Source organism: Streptomyces fuscichromogenes, assembly GCF_014645815.1.
In the GTDB taxonomy this organism is placed as follows: domain Bacteria; phylum Actinomycetota; class Actinomycetes; order Streptomycetales; family Streptomycetaceae; genus Streptomyces; species Streptomyces fuscichromogenes.
Window position 1 is genome coordinate 26,202 of record NZ_BMML01000046.1, and the last position, 19,038, is coordinate 45,239.

The window sequence follows — 19,038 nt, forward strand, 5'->3', positions numbered from 1 at the left end:
CCTGGTGGTGTCCGTGCCAGTCAACCGTTGGGGTCTGACAACGCCAGCAGGACGCTGGGCGGACGACACTTCAACCGCCCGCCAGCAGGGCGGGCTCGCCGTGTCCGACACTCAGTCGCTTCCGTCGCTTGGGTCGCTTGTCGATCCGAGCAGCGACTGAAGGGGCCAGCGACGCAGCGACTCTTCGGTCGCTGCTGTGTGGCTGAAGGAAAACCGCAGTTCAGAAGGCTGTTCATCCGGTGGAAGCGACCGAAGCGACTTGAGTTGCGCATATATGGCCGCAGACACTGTGTGCGCGTGTGCGTTGCATATGTCGAGCTTCAGTCGCTTCAGTCGCTGTTTTGGTTTGAAGACTGCTCTGAACTGGCCCTTTGCTGTGTTGCAGAGGGCAGCGACCGAAATCTCCTTGGTCGCTGAGCTGCTTGCTGAGTCGCTCCGGCGTGGTTCGGTGGGCGCAGGGCCAGCGCGGCACCACCGTTGTTCCGCATGTGCTGCACAAACACACCGGCTCGGTTCGCTAGTCTGTGTCCGTCGTTGAGTCGCTTCGGTCGCTGGTAGGGAGTGCAGATGTCTGCTGAGCTGCAGTTTCCCCGCAGCGACTCGCAGGCCCATGTCCTTCGCAAGCCTTCGGTCGCTGCATCGCTGGCGACCGCTATGGAGTGCGCCCGCCGGGGCTGGCCTGTTCACCCCCTGGCCGCGGGCCGGAAAACTCCAGCCGCGAACTGCACCACCTGCCGAGACAACGCCCACTCCCCGGCGGACTGCCCCTGCCTGCGCGCAGGCCGCTGGTGCCACTCCTTCCACGCGGCAACCCTCAATGGCGACCGCATCCACCAGTGGTGGGGGCAGCACCCCGAGTTCGGCATCGGCGTGTCCTGCGGGCCCGCCGGACTCGTCGTCATCGACATCGACGCTCACGGCGCCGAGCCGCCCGTGCGTGACCGGATCCTGCCTGGCATCCCCATCGGCGACCAGGTCGACCTCACCGGCCTCGCCACTGGCTTCCACACCCTCGCCGTCCTCGCTGCCTTGCGTGGTCAGCGGAGCCCCGCCGACGACACCACCACCCTGCGGGTGCGCACTCCCTCCGGCGGCCTGCACGTGTGGTACCGGGCCACCGGCAACCGCCCCTGGAAGTCCTCCGCCGGCTCCAGCCCCGGCCGCGCGCTGGCCTGGCAGGTCGACATCCGCGCGCACGGCAGCTACATCATCGCCCCCGGCACCACCACCCAGCACGGCACCTACGCCCCGGTCGACGACGTCCGCGAACCTGCCGCGCTCCCGCTGTGGCTCGCCCAGGAACTCGCCCGCACCGGGCACCTGCCCGCACCGGCAATCCCCGCTCCCCGCCCCGTGCCGCCGCGCGCCCGGCAGGCCGTCCTGGCCGCTGGCGGCGGCGCCCACGGATCAGCCGAGCGTGCCCTCGCTGCGGTTCTGGCGCCCGTCGAGGCCTGCGGGCAAGTCAGCGAAGGGGCTGGTTTCTCCGACGCCCTCAACCGGGCCGCTTTCACCCTCGGCGGTCTCATCGCGGCAGGCCGCCTCGCTGAGCCGGATGCCGTGCAAGCACTCAAGGAAGCCGCAGCCGCCGCCCGCCCCGGCCAGGACCTGCGCAGCGAACAGATCATCCGCAGCGGCCTCGCCGCAGGCCGGCAAAAGCCCCTCCACGCCACGGGGAGGCGCTCGTGACGTCCCCCGGTAACGAGACGCTCTTCGAGTTCGACCCCGAAGCCGTCGCTGCTCAGATCCGTGACCAGGCCGCGGCCGCCGTTTCCCTCCCCACGCAGGCCGTTACCGAGCGTCCCGCTGGACAGGCGACCGCGAACGGCCTGCTGCCGGACACACTGACCGACCGCGGCATGGCCAAGCTCTTCGTCAGGCTCTACGCCAACGACTACCGGCACGTCCCCAAGATCGGCTGGTTCCGGTGGGACACCACCCGCTGGCAGATCGACGAGGACGACACCATCCAGTGGGCCGCCGGCGACCTCGCCGAGAACATCGCAACCCACGACCCCCGTGGCCTGTTCACCACCACCGCCCTGCACAAGCACCGCACCCGGGCCATGTCCACCAGCGGCATCAATGCCATGCTCACCCAGGCCCGTTCCGCCCCCGGCATGGTGCTCGCAGCCGACCGCCTCGACGCCGACCCCTACGCGCTGTGCACCCCCAAGGGAGTCGTCGACCTGCGCAGCGGACTACTGACGGCTCCCGACCCGAACAAGGACTTCCACTCCCGCTCCACCACCGTCGGCCCCCAGCAGACCCCCGTCCCCCGCTGGATGCGCTTCCTGGCCGACACCTTCGGCGACGACGCCGAAGGCCAGGAAATGATCGACTACCTGCACCTGCTGCTCGGCTACTCGATCACCGGCGACGTCGGCGCCCAGATCCTGCCCTTTTTGTGGGGCACCGGCAAGAATGGCAAGTCCGTTCTGCTGGACGTCATGATGAAGCTGCTCGGCGACTACGCGGACGCGGCCCCGCCCGGATTCCTGATGGCCAAGCCGTTCGAAGGCCACCCCACCGACCTCGCCGAGCTCCACGGCCGCCGCGTCTACGTCTGCTCGGAGATCAAACCCGGCGACAAGTTCGACGAGGCCCGCGTCAAACTCCTCACCGGCGGCGACCGCATCAAAGCCCGCCGTATGCGCCAGGACCCCTTCAGCTTCAGCCCCACCCACAAACTCTGGCTGCTGGGCAACCACAAACCCGAAGTCGGCACCGGAGGCTTCGCGTTCTGGCGCCGCATGCGCCTGATCCCGTTCGCGCGCGTCGTCCCCGACGACCGCAAGATCGACAACCTGGCCGACCTCCTCGTCATAGAGGAAGGCCCCGGGATCCTCGGCTGGCTCATCGACGGCGCCCGCCGCTACCTCGCCGGCGGCCGCGACCTCACCGGCCCCGAACGCGTCCGCATCGCGACGACCGCGTACGCGGAGACCGAGGACCACACCGGCCGCTTCTACGAGGAGTGCTGCCGCCTGAGCCCCGACCTGCGGGCCGAGCAGACGGCGCTCTACGCCGCCTACACCACCTGGTGCCAGAATGAAGGCGCGCAGGTCATGTCCTCGCGTGCGTTCGCCGCCCGCACCAGGGAGCTGGTCGGGCTGGTCTCGCCCAAGGGTATGAAAGTGTCCAACCAGCGCAAGTACTACCCGGGCATCGGACTGCTCACCGACGAAGAGAGGGAAGCCGGCGCATGAGTTCCCTGATCAGCGCGGACGAGATCAGCCACGAGACCGACATCGTGTGGCTGGAGGACATCGACGAACTCGACTACGTCCGCCAGAGCATCGACCGCCTGCCCACCCGCAAGGGCAAGCCCCCCTACCGCCGCGACGGCCGCATGATCGGCTACGCCAACCTCGGCCCCGACGCCAAGTCCTCGCGCGCGTCGGGTACCTTCCGCCGCCGCGTCTTCTGGCTCCTGCCCCACGACCGCAACAGCGACCCCGACGGCCTGTACGCCAAGAGTGCCCCCGCCGAAGCCGTCGACCCGCGCACCCTCGAACCCCGCGTCAAGGGCTACAAGACCGAACGCTCCGAAGGCGGCCCGCCCTCGGCCGCGATGCAGGAACTCGGCATACAGCTCCCGCTGTAGTGGATTGTCAATCCCCTCGAACTGTGGAGATCTTCTAAGCGGCCAGCTCCAAGGCGGAGTTGGCTCGTGGTTGTACTCGTAGTCGATCGGACTCTGATATTCGCACACGCTGGTGTAGTCGGTGCGTGTTGTAGAAGCCGGTGATCCAGGTCGTGATCCGGAGCCGGGCCGAGGTGCGGATCGTGAACGTGTGCCGGTGGACGTACTCGACCTTGAGCACGCTGTTGAACGCCTCGCTGATGGCGTTGTCGAAACACGACCTGACGCGGCCCAAGGACTGGGTCACGCCCAGGCGGCGACAGGCCCGGCGAAAGCGCGAGGACCCGTATTCGCTGCCGCGGTCGCTGTGGAAGATCACGCCCTTCACGTCACCGCCACGGGTGGCCGCGGCCATGTTCAAGGACGCCACGACCAGCTCGGCGTCATGGCGTGTTCCCGTCGCGTAGCCGAGCAGGCAGCGCGAGAACAGGTCGATGACGGTGGCGATTCTGTGGAATCTGTGAGCTGGGGTTTCGACAGCGGGTGCCTTGTCGGACCTCGACGATCGGCAGCAGTGCGGAGGCGGTCGGCCGGTTCAGGTCGCGAGGGCTGGGGTCGGCGGGAGTGGGTACCTCGGAGAGTCGGTCGAGGAGTGCGTCGAGGGCGACCTGGCCGTCATCGACGGCGGCGCGTTCGTCGTCGGTCAACGGGATGGAGATGAGCATCCGCTGCAAGTTGGCCTTGGCTTCGAGGAGTTGGGCCTGGGTGGAGTCCTTCGGGGTGTAGAAGTCGCAGCGTGCGCAGGCCATGCGGTGCTGGCACTGTTCGAAGAAGCTGTAGGTGCAGTAGCCGTGGCCGAGGTCGTAGTGCTGCCAGGGCTCGCCGCCCGCGGCGGCGCCGGAGGCGACGGCGTCCCGGTCGACGAGCACTTCGATGGTCCGCAGGTTGCGGGAGAAGTACCCGGCTTCGGTGTAGGCCCTGGTCAGCGTGTTCGGGGTGATCTTCGCGTAGTGCTGGGTGCTGGTCGGGCTGCGGTGTCCGAGCCATGCCTGCAGCTCGAAGAGCGTCATCGGCTCCTTGGCGTTGTAGAGCTGGCTGGCGATGGTGGATCGGGCCCGGTGGCTGGTGATGTTCCCGCGGACATCGGAGGTGGGCACTCCGGCCTTCTCGCAGAGCGCGGGGATCAGGGTGCGGTTGATGTAGTTCTTCGCGACCGGGTGGGCCCGGACGGAGAAGAGCAGGTCAACGCGCTCATTGGTCTTGGCGTCGAGGCGTTCGGGCTGGGTGGGCCGCAGGGCCTGCCAGGCTTCGACGGCCTGGCCGACGATCGGGTCGACGGGCTTGGTGAAGGCCGTACTGGTCTTGTTCACCGGGATGTCGAGGAGGCAGACGGCCTGCTCGGCCAGAACCTCGCGGGAGGCGCCGTCGATGGGCTGGCCCTCGTGCTGCCAGCGGACGCAGCCGACCCGGAGCCGGGAGATCTCGTCACTGCGCAGGCCGGAGAACAGCCAGGTCAGAGCGAGAGCGCGGATCAGTTCCAGGGGGTAGTAGCTGCCGGCGGAAGTGCCGGGAAGGTCTGGGGCTTGAAGGTTGAGTCCGGCCCACAGCAGTTTGGCCCAGATCTCGTCCGCGATGACGCGAGGGTCGGTGGAGATCAGGGCGGCGACCGTGCGGGGCACCGCCAGGGCCCGGTTCGTGTCGAAGCGCCTGGGGATCCATTCCCATTCCTGCAGGTCCCGCAGGAACGTGCGGGTGCCCATCAGGATGTGGGACTTGGTCCGTGGGGCGATCGGATCGCCAAGACGCCCGTGGAGGTGGTCGACGCGCTGGACGTAGTCCCCGACGGCCATCTTGTCGACTGCGGCGACCCAGTTCGCGCAGGTCGACCGCGTCCAGTGGGCCGGATCGACGGCGTCGGGATGCTCGGCGGCCAGCCAGCGGCCGGTCTTGGCCATGTTCGTGCGGATGTTGTTGCGGACAGCCGTGGTGAGCGTGGAGGTGTCGTGCCAGCGCTGCAGACAGGTGGACCACGGTTCGGGGACTCCGGCCAGGACCGGAGCGTGGTTGAAGCCGGGCCGGACCGGGGCCCGGCAGTGCCCGAGATCGGCCATGACCTTCTGCAGTGCGTAGAACCCGGACGCATAGCGGGTGCCGGTGGCCGGGTGGGCCTGCAGACGGGCGAACGCCTCGGTGGTCAGGTCCTCGAGGCGGGGGCTGCGGTTGATCAGCAGGGCCTGGGCCAGCACCCCTGGCAGCCGGTAGCGGCCGTCCTCACGGTTCTGGCTGCGGTAGCCCCAGCGGTCCGAGACCACCGCGACCTCAGCCATCGCCGTCTCCATCGCCTCCCGTCCGAACAGCAGCCCGGCCAGGTAGAACCGGTTGAAGTAGCCCAGGTGCTGGTAGTCGGTGAAGCCGCCGAGGAGATGGGCCAGGGCGATCAGGAACGGGCGGGTCGCGGCGGAGGGCGAAGCGCAGCAAGGTGCCGGTGCCGGCAGTTGTCCAACACGATCGCCACTGCCTGGGCCCCGGCCCGGCAGTGGCTCACCTCACTGCCGTGGTGAAGGACGCCGCAGGCCTGGTCGAGGGGGTCGACCAGACGGGCCAGGGCCTTCCAGTGCACGGCGGTCCGGCGCGGAATCCCGCCGTGGGCCCGCTGCCGGCGCAGAGCCCGCAGGTCCATGGAGGCCAGCGCGTCCCGTTCCCTGCCGAGCAGCTGCGGGCGGCGGTCGAAGCCGTCCAGCGCGAACAGACACGGCCTCTCCGCCCCCGCGCCGGGTGCCGAAAGCAGCGGCCTGACCTGGGACGGCATCATCACGAGGACCTTTCCGTGGTGGTGAGCGTCTCGACCCGCCAGGCGTGCAGATGCGACATCGAGGCGTTCAGCCGCGCGGAGAGCTCCCGGCCCGAGATGTGGATGTAACGCAGAGTCGACTCGGTGCTGCGGTGCCCCGCGAACGAGGCGATCGCGTGCACCTCCCAGCCCATCCGGGCCAGATCCGTCAGACACAAGTGCCGCGTGGTGTGCGTGGAGAACCGCGTCACCTCCGCATCCAACGCGATCCGGCGCACGACCTTGGACCAGGTCCACAACGTCAGCGGCTGGGCCGCGTTGCGCCGCGACTCCGACAGGAACAACGGCCCCCGCACCCGCGACAACGAGGCGCGGTGCCGCAGATACTCGCCCAGCAGCACCCCGGTCGACGCCGAGTAGGGCACCACCCGTTCCTGACGCGTCTTGGTCGTCTCCGCCCGCACCCGCAGCGTGCGGTGGGCCGGATCGATGTCGTCGGTCCGCAGCGAACACAACTCCTCACGGCGGAGCGCTGAATCGTAGGCGAGAGCCAGCATCAGCCGGTTGCGCACCGGCTCGGCCCGGAAGACCTCCAAGATCTGCAACCACTCGTCCTCCGCCGGGATCCACGGCAGCTTCACCATCCGCGGCACCAGTCCCCGCGCCGTCCCGCCACCTGCCCGGCCGGGGGTGTAACGGCCGCGGCCCACCGGATTCGACTCCCGCACGCCCTCCTCGACGAGGAAGTCGAAGAACAACCGCACCGGCACGAGCCGCTGCTGCAACGTGGCATTGGACAGCCCCGCCCCCGAGTCCAAGGCCAGTACATTCGCCCCGCTCCGACTCGGCCGCGTCCTCAACTCCCGCACAAATGCAGCGACATGAGCGCGACTGGCCGCCTCCGGGGCGACCCCGTCCCGCTCACACGCCAGCAGGAACTCACCCAAACCCCGGGCATAGGCATCGATCGTCCGCGGCGCCCGCCCCAGATCCGACCAGATCTGCAGCCACTCGGCCGCCCGCTCATGCCGCGCCAGGACCGGCCACTTCTCCGACAACACCGTCACGAACACGCTCAACGCGAGACCGGCGCCGCCGTACCGCCCCGGCCGGAAGGTCCATCCGTCAGCGTGATTCCACGTAACTTATAGGTAGACCTTGCCCTCACCGGTGGTGATCTCGGTCATGTCGCCGCACCACACCTGGTCCGGAGTGTCCGCGGTGAAGTCCCGGCGCACGAAGTCCGGGAACGCGGGTCGTCTGCCGCGCCGGGTCAGCCCGCGCCGCCTGCGGATCTTCCGTCCGGCCAGGCCGAGCCCGGCCATCAGGCGTGCCACGGTATTCACAGAGACGCGCCAGCCCTCGCGGACCAGGACGAGCCAGACCTTCGGGGAACCGTAGGTGCCGCCGGAGCCCTCGAAGATCTGCCGGATCGCGTCGGACAGCTGTCCGCGCCGGACCTCACGCGCGGTGGTGGGCCTGTCGCGCCACTTGTAGAACCAGGACTCCGATACTCCCAGGACACCGCAGGCCAGACGGTACGGGATGCGGTGGTCGGTCCTCTGGTTACCGATGAACTCGGCCACGGCGGCCGGATCCGTCTCGGTCACTTCACCCAGAGGACCATGCATCGCTTGAGGACATCACGTTCCATTTCCAGCTCGCGTATCCGCTTGTTCTTCTCGCTCATCTCACGCCGCAGCCGCTCCAGCTCGGCCTCGCGCATCCGTCCTCCCGCCGCGGGCTCGGCCGGCCAGTCGGAAAACGCCGACCCGTTGCGCTGCCACCGCGACACCCAGCTGTGCAGCGTGCCGGAGTGCACGCCGAGCTCCTCGGCAACCTCCGGGATCGGTCTGCCCGTCTCGATCACGATGCGTACAGCACCCTCACGAAACTTAGGCGTATACGTCCGTTGCTTGGACCCCATGAACTCCAACTTCCCCTGCAACCATGGACTCCACGCTACGAGGGGAGGGACACCCTACTCACCCACGCCACAGAGGGCCTCCCCCTCCCCGACGACGTCGGCATGGCCCGCGCCCACTACGGCGTCCACGTGGAAGCCCGCCGCAGCGACAACACCGGCCACACGCTCCTCCGCCTCGGCCCAAACCCAGACCCGGCTCGCCTCGCGCGACGCCAACCGTCTCAACACCGAGCTGGCAGGCCGGGCGACCCCCGGCTTCACGGTCACGGCGAAGGACGCCCCCGTTCCACGTCAGCGACCACCAGAGTTACACCGACCCGCAAAGCGCCGACATCACCGTGCTCCTGGCCGACGCCATCGCGGGGGCGACCGCATGACCACGACCCTGTACGAGATCGAGACCAGCGAATCCGACGACGGCACCCTCCGCCCCGACGAAGCCCTCTGGACGCCCGCTGGCAAGGACGCGGTGGACCACGGGTTCGTCGTCCACCGCGGGCTGTACGTCGCCGGCATCAGCTCCCCGGCCGACGACCGCCTCCACCCCCAGTCGTTCGTCGCGCTCGGACACCACAAGTGGAGCGACCTCATCGAGGCCGCCGCCACATACATGGACCGCGTCCACGGCTGGCGCACCCTCCACAGCTACCCCGACGACGACCCGTCGGAGACCATCCACCGCATCCCGCGCGCCGTCCTGACCTGGTGCGTGCTCTTACTGCACCCCCACCCAGATCACCCCTGCGGCTGTGAGTGGGAAGGGAGCTGGCGCATGATCTGGGCACCTCCCGACGAGCCCGGCGCCATCCCGATCACCGCCATGCGGCACCCTGCTGCCCCCGCAGCCGCGGCCGGCCTCCCCGACCCGGACCAAGGCGGACTCGCGACCTGGGCAGGCTGACACGGACGACTGAAATACGAAGGCCCACACCCCGCGAACTCCGCCGGAGTGCGGGCCTTTCGTGTTTTCAGAGGCCTTCCAGCGCAGTGCATGCCCACCTGTCTCGCGTCCTGGAGGGCCACCGGCCGACGACCGCCCCCCCCAGTGGGCCGTCGTGCTCCCAGACCATCTGGCTGTTGGCGTCCGTCTTGTTCGTGCCGGAGCTTGTGCCCGAGTCCGCCGCGGCGAGAGCCACTGCTCGCCTATTACCGGGCAATAGCGTGCGTGCCTCGCGGCTCGGCCAGCTGGAGCTATTACCCGGTAATGGCTCAGGCGGCTCGCTGACGTCCCGATAGGTCATGTAAACTAACGCGTCGATCGCGCAATCGATCAAGGACGTTAGTAAGGTGTCCCCATGAGTTCGCCAGCCACCTCCAGCGACCGCGAGAAGGTCGTCTCCAAGCTGCCGGGATGGCTCCGGCAGAACCTCAAGATCAGAGCCGCCCAGCACGGCATCGAGATCCAGGCCGCCGTCGAACAGGGCATCAACGCCTGGTGCAGCCTGGCCTCCACCACAGCAACCGTCGACACCGCGGGAGCCGACTCCTTCTCCACCTTCCTGCCACCCGGGCAGTGGGATGAGTTCCGCCAAGTCGTCGCAGACCGCCGCGTCTCCCTCATCCAGGGACTCGCCCAGGCCGTACAGCTCTGGCTCGACTCCAACCCCGCCCCCGACGTCGAACGCCCCGAAGCCACCCGCCGCATCGTCGTGTGCAATCAGAAGGGCGGCGTCGGCAAGACCGCCATCACCGCAGGCCTCGGTGAAGCACTCGCCGAAGACCCCAACACGCTGCACTCCGTCCGCGTCGCGAAGGCACTGGCGAAGGCACTCCGGGCGAGCGACGACCAGTCCGGCAGCGAACCGGCAAGCGATCCGCTCGACATCGAGAGCCTGCCCGGCCTCGGTCTGCGCGTCCTGCTCGTCGACTTCGACCCGCAGTGTCACCTCACCAACCAACTCGGCGGCGCCCCACTGCCGATGGACGGCGACAGCCTCACCAATCACATGGCGGGCTCCCCCAAGGGCGAGATCCGTGACCTCATCATCCCCGTCGACGACGACACCTTCGGCGGCCGGCTCCACCTCCTGCCCGCCTGCAACGACGCCTTCCTCCTCGACGTACGTCTGTCCGCCGTACGGGCACGAGAAGCCGCCCTCGAGCGCGCACTCGCCCCCCTCGAGGCCGACTACGACGTGATCCTCGTCGACTGCCCGCCGAGCCTCGGCCTCAGCATGGACGCCGCCGCCTACTACGGCCGCCGCCGGGACGGAGAAAACCCCGGTCAGTCCGGCGCCCTCATCGTCGTACAGGCCGAAGACAGCTCCGCCGACGCCTACGAACTGCTCACCAACCAGATCGACGACCTGCGCAGCGACCTTCAGGTCGACATCGACTACCTCGGCATCGTCGTCAACCTCTACGACTCCCGCCGCGGCTTCATCGCCACCTCCTCACTGCAGGGGTGGGTCGACATAAAGGATCCACGCGTCGTCGGCCTCATCGGCGACCTCAAGGAACAGAAGGAGGCAGTCCGCATGAAGCAGCCCCTGCTGTCATACGCCCCCAAATCACAGCAGGCGATCGGGATGCGCGCGCTGGCCAGGGAGATCGCATGAGCAAGGCCGACCAGCTGGGCGCAGGCCGCTTCGGCGGGGGAGTGCGGGGCGTCAGCGCACGACGACAAGCCGTAGCCGCCGCCACAGGAGTCCCCACCGACGGCATCGCCCCGCCCACCGAGCTCTCCCCGCACCGCATCAGCCTCAACCCCGACAACCCCCGATCCAGCCTCGGCGACCTCACGGACCTCGCCGGCAGCCTCAAGACCCACGGTCAGAAGGTGGCGATCACGGTGATGAACCGCGACGCCTACCTCACCGCCAACCCCGAGCGCGAAGCCGATCTCGAAGCCGACACCACCCACGTCGTCATCGACGGCAGCAGCCGCCTGGCCGCCGCCCGCGAAGCACAGCTCGCCAGCATCAAGATCATGGTCAGCGACGACCAGGGCACCAACTCCGAGGAACTCCTTGAGTCCGCTCTCGTCGCCAACATCCACCGCCAAGACCTCGAAGAACTCGACGAAGCACGTGCCCTCGACCGGCTCCTGAAGATCTACGGCAGCCAGACCGAACTGGCCAAACGGCTGCACCGATCCCAAGGCTGGGTGTCGCAGCGCCTGGCTCTGCTCAACCTCACACCCGAACTCCAGGCCAGGATCGGCGAAGAACCCATCAAGCTGCTGCGCGCGGTGGGCAACAAGCCCGCTGCCGAGCAGGAAACAGCCCTCCAGGAGCTCAAGGACGAACAGGCCCGTCAGGAAGCGGAGAGGCAGCAACGCCGCCAGAAGAAGCCAGCGAAGAGCACCACGGCTGACGTTCAGGACTCTGAGAAGCCCGGCAGCCATTACCGGGTAATAGAGGACGACGCGACCAACGCATCGCCCTCCTCTGCCCCGGCCGCTCGCGACAGCGGGGAGGACGACGCCCGACCGTCAGCTGGCGATGGCCTTGGTCCGACTGCGCGGCACAAGGACGAACCGCACCAGGAGGAGGGGACACCGCAACCTGTTCCCGAACCGCGATCCCACAACGACGAACCAGTCGAGGGTGACCAGGTCGCAGAACAGCAGCTGAAGCGGTTTCCCTACGGCGACGGTGCGTCGGCCGCGGTGTACCTGATTCATAAGATGCCGCCCGACGAGTTCAACACGATGCTGGACCTGCTCATCAAGCACAGAGACGGCCAACTCGCCACCTCTGGCTGAGAGTCCTGCCAGCACGCGGAGGGCCAGTTTCCCAAGTGCGGGAAGCGGGCCCTCCGCCGTTTCGGGGCTCGACGAGGACGCCAGCAGCGAGCAGCCTGGGCCGGTCCCGATCGGCACTGGATATGTCACCGGTGTTAGACGCAGTGGTCGATCATCCGCTCGCGAGACGGGCGCGGCATCATCCTGCCCATCCTCTCTTTGGGACTGTGCGCCGGCGGCTTGAAAGTCATCATCGTGCAAGCCTCCGCAGACTTCTCCAACGTCACCGCCTCCGGATACTCCTTCGCCGCCTTCTCCGTTGGCGGACTGGTTGGTGGACTTGCCTACGGCCGCCGTACATGGAAGGCCCCACTACGCATCCGCTACACACTGGCAACCCTCGCCCTGAAGGTTGGCGCGCTGATCCTGGCCTTCCTGGCCGCATCCCCTCTGATGATCGTGGCCGCCTTTTGCGTGAGACTCCCCATGACACCGCTCATCGTGATCGCTCACCTCTTGGTGGACGAACGGATCTCCGCAGCACGCCATGCGGAGGCCAACGCCTTGCTCGGCTCTGGCTACAACCTGGGTTCGGCCGCCGGAGCGGCGCTGGGCGGCCAGCTCATCGGAATCACCGGACCGGGCATCACTGCTGTCGCACTCGCCGCGGCAACGGCCCTGGCCGCAGCAGCCAGCTACCGTCTGCCCACCTGCACCCAGCAGACCATCACGGTGGATGCCAGTGCCGAACGGGCAGCAGCGCCCAAGACCTGAGAACTGCCGCAGCAGTACCACGAGCAGCACGCCCGTCGGAACGTGACCACTCTTGAACTGGTGGCGGTCGTTGTCCACTACGGCTGTTGAAGGACCGAGCTCGGACGTCTCCGGGTGAGGTGAGGTCCAAGCCGTTTGTTCGGTGCAGTATTCGCACGGTCAGGTCTTGTAGAGGGCGCGCATCGTGTCGGCCCACTGTTGGGGCCGAACGGACTCGCAGTCGGCGCAGCGGTACGCGGTGATCCATACGCGGGCCGGGTGGTTCTGTTGGGCGGAGGGATGGGTGAGGCCGTACTCGATCCGGGGCGGTAGGCGGCACAGAGGTCAAGGGTCTCCGTAGTAGAGCGATTCGTGGTTCATACAGCGGGCAGTGCACACGTCGGTGGCTTACCGTCGCGGGCGGCTGTGACGGCCCGCCTGGCGGGCTCTACGGAAAAGATCTGGTGATGGCCTCCCGCCCGGCGGGATGGACCCCGGATCACGCTTTTACGCAGGTCGCAGGCGGGTTTCCATGGCCGGGTGACAGTCAGCAGAGCGCATATCGGTCCGGGCGGGTGGCCGTGCTACTGCAACGGTGTGATGGTCGGTGACGGCCACCGCCCGGCGGGCAAGCCGCTGCGTGACGCCCAGGACGAAGCGGGTGTCCCGCCCGGGTTCTGGACGGGTCGGGGCCTGGTCGCGCTCGGTCTCGCGGCCGGGGACGTGGTGACCGAGCGGCAGGCCGAACTGCTCCTGGGGGAAGGCCGGCACCCGGACGCAGGCCGGATCGAGCGGGACCTTCTGGAGGAGGGCAAGAGCCCGGCGGAAGCGCGGCGGTCGACGGTGCTGGGCAGGCCCATCGAGCACAACAAGTCGCCCAAGACGGAGAAGGCGAAGGAGCGGTCGCCCTGGCTGGCCATGGACCTGGCGTTCCGGATGTCGTCGACCGTTCAGATCGCGTGAGCGCTGGGGGATGACCTGATCCGCCGGCTACTGGAGCTGTGCCAGGACATCGCCCGGGACAAGGCACTGGCGTGGCTGGAGGAATCGGTCGCGGAGATCCGCTGGCGGAGCGGCGGCAAGCACCGCAAGCCGGTGAAGGACGGGCTGATCATCGCGGTGCTCCGGCACTACGAGTCCAGGGCTGGAAAGCCGCTGCTTCACGATCACGCGGTGATTTCCATCCGTGCCCGGAGGCCGGACGGCAAGGGGACGTGGGGCAACTGGTCCGCGGACTCGATGCTGACCCACATCGTTGTGGCCGACACTCTCTACACCCTCCACTTCATGGAAGAAGTGTCCGCCCGGCTCGGGTGGGCGTGGGAGCCGCGCGAGGTGACGCCCGGCAGGAGACCGGTCCTTGAGATCGCGGGAATCGACCAGCGGCTCATCGGCTGGCAGTCGACCCGCCGTCAGCAGATCGCGGACGCGCTGCCCATCCTCATCGCCGATTACGAAGAGCGGCAGGGGCACCAGCCGGGGGAGCGGGCCGCCAAGGCACTGGACCGGCAGGCCGCCGACCGGACCCGCCCGCCGAAGCGCAAGGAGCCGCGGTCGCTGTCCGAGCTGCGTGACGGCTGGCGGACGTCGGCGATCCGGGCGTTCGGTGCCTGCACCGTGTACCGGCTGGCGAAACGGGCGCGGGCGGCGGCCGCGGCGGTGTGGGCACGGGTGCGGCCGGTCGTCGACATTGCGCTGGCCGCTGTCGACATCACTGCCGTGGCGTACGTGATGCGCGGCGCATTCAAACGCCACCACCTGCTCGCCGAAGCCCGACGCCACCTCGCCCACACCCTGCGCGGCAGGCCCCACGAACCCGGCCTGGACGAACAGATCGTGCAGACGGCCATCGACGGCTACACCCGCCCGGCCGGACAGACGATGACGACCGCCGATCTGCGCGCCCTGTACCCGCACGACCTTGAGGACCAGGCCGTGCTCCGTCCGCTGACCCGAGCCCGGTCGACGTCCCGCTACGACAAGGCCCGCCTCGCCGACGGCGCCCTGACCGCCCGCGTGAACGCGGTGCGCCGCTCGCACCGGCTGGGCTCCCGCTCTCTGCCGCACACCGTCACCGTGCCCGCCGGGCCGCCGCCGCGATCGAGGCGGGACCGGGGCGAGGCCCTTGCCGGGCGCGTGGTCCGCACGGCGGGCCGGGACCAGGAGCAGATGACCGACGTCGCCACGGTGGAGGAGAGCCGCCGCATGATCGAGGCCGCCGCACACATGGCCGCCAAGCTCCAGGACGGCATCCGGGCACGCGCCACCGCACACGGCCCCCGGCCGCAGCCAGCCCCAGTGCCCCACACCCAACAGCCCGGAGCCCAGCCCGGCCCGGGCCCGGACACACCCACTGGAGGAATCAGATGACCATCCCGCCCGACGACCCGAGGATCGAGGCCGCACTCGCCCGCGTACGGCAGGGCGCCCAGGAGCGCGCCGCCGCGCTCGGACCGCCGCCCCTCTGGCAGCCGATCTGGAAGCGGCCTCGCATGCCGCTGACGAAGGCGGAGAAGACGAAGCGGCTGAGCCGGCAGCGCCAGCGGCTCCAGCGGGCGGGGCAGCGGCGCTTCTTCACCGGGCAGTCCCGCCAGCCCCGCCCGAGGCGGAACCGCATCGGCAGCGCGGCCAGCCGCCGCGACGCGCGCGCCCTGTCCCGGATGCGGCACTCCAATGCCTGGCTGTGATGACGATGCCGGGCATCGTCCATCGAGTTGATGCTCTGCATCCGGTGGCGATGCATGACATCGAGTGGGCTCCGCGCCGGTGCGCTGGATGACACCGTGCTACCCGGCGATGCCCGGCACTCGCCCGCGTCCGGTGCGCTGCACCCGATGTCCCGTACCGCACCGGTGCGCCCACTGCCGACCGACCCCTTGACCAGGTGAGGCCGGGCGCGTGCGCGACCCCTTGACCAGGTCCGCAACCGAGGACGTTACTCCTTGACACAGCCCGTTTTGGCTGGTGGTCAGGTTGTGGTCAAGGGTGTGTGTGATAGGGGATCCCGCCCGGCCGTGGCGCGCGTCCGGTGCGGTGCGGCGATGCCGATGGAGCGCACCACGATGGGCGGTGCGGTGCGGTGCGGCGCGCGGCGGTGGCGCGTGCCCGATGCGCGCGTACGCACCACCACCGTCGTCGATCCGCACACGATGGACAGGCGAACCGGCTGGCCACCGGCCGGCGCGGGGTGTGCATCAAGGGCCTGGCCCACGCCGACCGCCTCCAGCTGACGGAGGATGTCCGCCACGTCCTCGTGGTCCTCCGTGAGGAACTGCGCGGCGAAGTCGATGACCGCGCGGGCGATGCCCTCCGCCGCGCCCGGCCCGGATCGCGCCCAGATACACAGCGAGGTCACGAAGACGCGCCCGAGAGCCTCCAGGGCGAAGGTGTCCGCGCACAGCTCGCCCGCGTCCGGGCCGGGCAGCGCGCTGACGGGGACGACGATCCCGTTCGGCGACGTCGACGAGCAGCTCGGGTATCCGCCGCTCGGTGCCGGCGGACTCGCGGGCGGCTTCGACGCTGTCGGCCTGGACGGCGCGGAGGTAGCTGAACGCGCTGATCGCTGCGTCCGGGGTCATCGGGGCGAGCGGCACGGTGGTGGGCATGGTGGCTCCTCACGTACGGGCCGCCTCGCCGATCGAGGCGGCCTCAGAACCGATCTTCAGAGCAGGTACCTGTGGACAGAGCCCACGCACCGACGGTGAGCTGACTCCCCCGGTCGGCGCTCGCGCTGCCCCTTGTCCAGTTCCACTACCTGCGACATTCCGCCCATTTAGGCGGGGAGGAATCTCCGTCCCGCGATGCAGCGCGATGCCCCGGCGGCCGGGCTCCGACTCCGCTTGCCGTCTCGATCGGGTCGACGGCCGCCTTGTCCGCGCGCTGCTCCCGACACCCCGTTGAACGGCGGTCCTCTCAACTCGAAGCTGCAGACCTCTACCTGTAGCCGACGCAGGGGAGATGCCGCGCGCGGCAGGATGAGGCATCTCCCCTGCGCCCAGGTCAGCACGAAGAGACGGACGTGTGGACCAGGTAGAGCAGCTCGCGGACCAGCCCGCTGGCCAACGTGGCGGAAGCGGCGTACAACGCCGCCTGCCCGAGGCCCTGGACAAGACGATGGCGGGCACGTCGCTGCTCCGGGACAGGGCGGTGCGTACGGTGGGACATGACGGTCTCCGTTCAGGGGATGAGTCGGCTGCCCCCGCACCGCGTGTTCCTGGCAGGGATCCGGTGCGGGGCGCAGTTTCTGCTGGCCCCAAGCCTTATGGCTGACGTCCGCTGAATGCAGCTCCCTAGGCTCGAATCTCGATGTAAGTTCGGCGCCATGAACGGGAATCGGGCCACCAAGTGGGCCGAGGGAACTTCGGCGGATCTGGTTGCCGACGCCCACGCTCTGGGCGTGATGAAAGCCAGCCCCAGGATGGTGACCTCTTGGGTCGAGGACGGGATGCTCGCCAACCCTGAGCCGCGCAAGACCAGCGCGCACGGCAGCGATCCGCGAGTCTTCACCCCGGAGCAGCGCGAGTTGTTCACCAGACTCCTGGAAGCCCGCGAGCGCTCCCCGCTGGGGCGCATCCCGCAACGGTCGCTGATCCGTGTCGTGCTGTACCTGTGGCTGATCGACGACACGATCGTGCTCACCCCGCAGGCGCGCCGAGCCTGGCGTACCCACGCGCGCGCCACCGGCCAGACAACCGCCGTCCGGCGCAGCGAGAACGTCCGCGCCATCGTCGAACAACTCGCCCACCCCTCAGCGGCCCACAAGCAACGGCGCGCCGCCCATCTCATCCTCGAGGAAGGCGAGCGGACCGGGAAGATCGACATCAACAGACTGACCGCGGTCCTCACGGAGCTGTACTCACCCTGGCCAGCCCAGCCCGGCATGCCGAGGATCGAACGAGCCCTTCCCGGCCCATACGGGCCCGTCCCCGTCCAACACCACATCGCCATGTGGAAGGCCCGCCAGCAGACGATCAGCCTCCTTAAGCGGGAGCAGGTCGACGAGGCCGAGCTCGATCGGGTGCGCGCCGTCTACCGGCCGATGTGGGCCGACTACCAGGCCCATCGGCCCGCCATGGCGACCATCGGCGCCGGAGAGTTCGCGTCCTACTTCGCAGAGCCCGACACCATGGAGGGCCTCGCCATCGAGGCCGTCGATGCGTTCGTCTCGACGCTCGCTGGCGAACTCGGGCTGATCGAAGCCGCCTCCCATGCCGCAGAGACGGCACGCCTCAGACTGGCGCACTGACGGCCCGAGGCCGGTCACCGACCAGTTTGGCCAACCAGTTTGGCCAACCAGTTTGGCCAACCAGTTGGTCCAACCGCAGCGGCAACGTGTCCAGGTCCCAGCCGCGCCTGCCTGATTGACCTGTGACAGTGAAGCCGGACCGATTGCCACCGAAGTTGGACCGACCGTCTTTTGTGACAGCGAAGATGGACCGCGCTGGTACCCCGCCGCCGCCCCGACCGCCTGTCCGAGGGGCGGACTACGCTCCGCCACATGGATGATCAGTTGTGGGTGGGCGTGCGGGAGCGTGTGCAGGCGCTCGCCGGTGTACCGGTGCAGACGGGATCACGTCCCGTGGTGTTCGGAGCGAACGGCCACCATTTCCGCCTCGAACAGGTCCTGTCCCCGAAGGAGCTCGCAGAACTGGAGGCGCAGATCGGCGTCCGGTTGCCAGAGGAGTACCGGACGTTCCTGCTCCAGGTGGGCGCCGGTGGAGCAGGGCCTGCCTACGGGGTCTTCTCCGTGCAGCTCAAGGACGGCCGATGGCAGTGGGCGGGCGACGGCGCAGACCTGGCAGACGCGTCCCGGCTCGCCGAACCGTTCCCCGTGGCAGGGCCGGATCCGACAATTGTGGAGGCGCTGCTGAAGCGATGCCCTCAAGAGGAAGACTTCGACGACATCGAGGACTTCGACACCGCCTACGAGGCATGGGACGGGCAGTGGCTGGAGGTGATGTGGAACCCGCAGCGCACGGTCGGCGGGATCGCCCTCTGCCACCTGGGCTGCGCCCGCAGGCAGTGGCTGGTGGTCAGCGGCCCTGAGCAGGGGCGGATCTGGTCCGACGACCGAGTCGACGAGGTCGACCTGGCCCCGCTCCTGGACGCGGACGACCAGCCGGTGACCTTCGCCCGCTGGTACCTGGACTGGCTGGACCACGCTGAGCAGCAGACACACAGCCAGCAGAAGTGACAACCCCCACAGGTGCTAGTTGTATTGACCCGCAGCGTTGCTCACACGGGTGATCGGTGGCTGGCCGCCGAGTGCGGTGTGGCAGCGGTGGTGGTTGTAGGTGTGC

General features: G+C 68.8%; 18 protein-coding genes and 1 pseudogene. 11 read left to right on the plus strand and 8 right to left on the minus strand.

Annotation, left to right across the window (positions count from 1 at the left end):
* Positions 1 to 567 precede the first annotated feature (567 nt).
* Genes IEZ11_RS47880 through IEZ11_RS47890 form a run of 3 tightly spaced genes read left to right on the plus strand, consistent with a single transcriptional unit; the run spans position 568 to position 3,604 of the window.
* Positions 568 to 1,686, plus strand: coding sequence for a bifunctional DNA primase/polymerase (locus IEZ11_RS47880; RefSeq protein WP_189269401.1), 1,119 nt, complete (start codon positions 568 to 570; stop codon positions 1,684 to 1,686).
* Positions 1,683 to 3,206: a DNA primase family protein gene (locus IEZ11_RS47885; RefSeq protein WP_189269402.1), complete on the plus strand. Its 1,524-nt coding sequence runs from the start codon at positions 1,683 to 1,685 to the stop codon at positions 3,204 to 3,206. Before IEZ11_RS47880 ends, IEZ11_RS47885 begins: the two co-directional genes overlap by 4 nt.
* Positions 3,203 to 3,604, plus strand: a complete 402-nt coding sequence (locus IEZ11_RS47890) for a DUF6009 family protein (RefSeq protein WP_189269403.1) — start codon at positions 3,203 to 3,205, stop codon at positions 3,602 to 3,604. The genes IEZ11_RS47885 and IEZ11_RS47890 overlap by 4 nt, the downstream gene beginning before the upstream one ends.
* Before the next feature lie 34 nt (positions 3,605 to 3,638).
* Here IEZ11_RS47890 and IEZ11_RS47895 read toward each other — a convergent pair whose 3' ends face one another.
* From IEZ11_RS47895 to IEZ11_RS47920, 6 genes are all read right to left on the minus strand, one after another.
* Entirely contained in the window at positions 3,639 to 4,091 is a 453-nt protein-coding gene (locus IEZ11_RS47895) for a DDE-type integrase/transposase/recombinase (protein ID WP_189269418.1), read from the minus strand.
* Entirely contained in the window at positions 4,027 to 5,910 is a 1,884-nt protein-coding gene (locus IEZ11_RS47900) for a tyrosine-type recombinase/integrase (RefSeq protein WP_229713880.1), read from the minus strand. Before IEZ11_RS47900 ends, IEZ11_RS47895 begins: the two co-directional genes overlap by 65 nt.
* Positions 5,911 to 6,020: 110 nt before the next feature.
* The gene (locus IEZ11_RS47905; protein ID WP_189269404.1) at positions 6,021 to 6,395 is read right to left on the minus strand and encodes a hypothetical protein; all 375 of its coding nucleotides are present in this window, start codon (positions 6,393 to 6,395) and stop codon (positions 6,021 to 6,023) included.
* Entirely contained in the window at positions 6,395 to 7,447 is a 1,053-nt protein-coding gene (locus IEZ11_RS47910; RefSeq protein WP_189269419.1) for a tyrosine-type recombinase/integrase, read from the minus strand. The genes IEZ11_RS47905 and IEZ11_RS47910 overlap by 1 nt, the downstream gene beginning before the upstream one ends.
* A 72-nt stretch (positions 7,448 to 7,519) precedes the next feature.
* Positions 7,520 to 7,984 carry an IS3 family transposase gene (locus IEZ11_RS47915; protein ID WP_189269405.1) on the minus strand — a complete coding sequence of 155 codons (465 nt, stop codon included), beginning with the start codon at positions 7,982 to 7,984 and terminating at the stop codon, positions 7,520 to 7,522.
* The gene (locus IEZ11_RS47920) at positions 7,981 to 8,301 is read right to left on the minus strand and encodes a transposase (RefSeq protein ID WP_189269406.1); all 321 of its coding nucleotides are present in this window, start codon (positions 8,299 to 8,301) and stop codon (positions 7,981 to 7,983) included. Before IEZ11_RS47920 ends, IEZ11_RS47915 begins: the two co-directional genes overlap by 4 nt.
* A 373-nt stretch (positions 8,302 to 8,674) precedes the next feature.
* Here IEZ11_RS47920 and IEZ11_RS47925 point away from each other — a divergent pair, with 373 nt between their 5' ends.
* The 6 genes and pseudogenes from IEZ11_RS47925 (at position 8,675) to IEZ11_RS47950 (ending at position 15,426) form a co-directional block, all read left to right on the plus strand.
* Positions 8,675 to 9,202, plus strand: a complete 528-nt coding sequence (locus tag IEZ11_RS47925; RefSeq protein ID WP_189269407.1) for a hypothetical protein — start codon at positions 8,675 to 8,677, stop codon at positions 9,200 to 9,202.
* Positions 9,203 to 9,596: 394 nt separating this feature from the next.
* Positions 9,597 to 10,859, plus strand: coding sequence for a ParA family protein (locus IEZ11_RS47930; RefSeq protein WP_189269408.1), 1,263 nt, complete (start codon positions 9,597 to 9,599; stop codon positions 10,857 to 10,859).
* Positions 10,856 to 12,007, plus strand: coding sequence for a ParB/RepB/Spo0J family partition protein (locus tag IEZ11_RS47935; protein ID WP_189269409.1), 1,152 nt, complete (start codon positions 10,856 to 10,858; stop codon positions 12,005 to 12,007). The genes IEZ11_RS47930 and IEZ11_RS47935 overlap by 4 nt, the downstream gene beginning before the upstream one ends.
* Before the next feature lie 219 nt (positions 12,008 to 12,226).
* Positions 12,227 to 12,760: an MFS transporter gene (locus IEZ11_RS47940; protein ID WP_189269410.1), complete on the plus strand. Its 534-nt coding sequence runs from the start codon at positions 12,227 to 12,229 to the stop codon at positions 12,758 to 12,760.
* A 579-nt stretch (positions 12,761 to 13,339) separates the two neighbouring features.
* Positions 13,340 to 15,109, plus strand: a pseudogene (mobF, locus tag IEZ11_RS47945) (MobF family relaxase).
* Positions 15,106 to 15,426 (plus strand): hypothetical protein, encoded by a 321-nt coding sequence (locus tag IEZ11_RS47950; protein WP_189269411.1) that lies wholly within the window; start codon positions 15,106 to 15,108, stop codon positions 15,424 to 15,426. Before mobF ends, IEZ11_RS47950 begins: the two are co-directional and overlap by 4 nt.
* Before the next feature lie 281 nt (positions 15,427 to 15,707).
* Here IEZ11_RS47950 and IEZ11_RS51665 read toward each other — a convergent pair whose 3' ends face one another.
* Positions 15,708 to 16,094 carry a hypothetical protein gene (locus IEZ11_RS51665; RefSeq protein ID WP_229713884.1) on the minus strand — a complete coding sequence of 129 codons (387 nt, stop codon included), beginning with the start codon at positions 16,092 to 16,094 and terminating at the stop codon, positions 15,708 to 15,710.
* Positions 16,095 to 16,738: 644 nt separating this feature from the next.
* A complete protein-coding gene (locus IEZ11_RS47960; protein ID WP_189269412.1) occupies positions 16,739 to 16,903 on the minus strand; it encodes a hypothetical protein in 165 nt (54 codons plus the stop codon).
* Between the two features lie 157 nt (positions 16,904 to 17,060).
* Here IEZ11_RS47960 and IEZ11_RS47965 point away from each other — a divergent pair, with 157 nt between their 5' ends.
* A complete protein-coding gene (locus IEZ11_RS47965) occupies positions 17,061 to 17,984 on the plus strand; it encodes a hypothetical protein (protein ID WP_189269413.1) in 924 nt (307 codons plus the stop codon).
* A gap of 252 nt (positions 17,985 to 18,236) precedes the next feature.
* Positions 18,237 to 18,932: an SMI1/KNR4 family protein gene (locus tag IEZ11_RS47970; RefSeq protein WP_189269414.1), complete on the plus strand. Its 696-nt coding sequence runs from the start codon at positions 18,237 to 18,239 to the stop codon at positions 18,930 to 18,932.
* Positions 18,933 to 19,038: the final 106 nt, after the last annotated feature.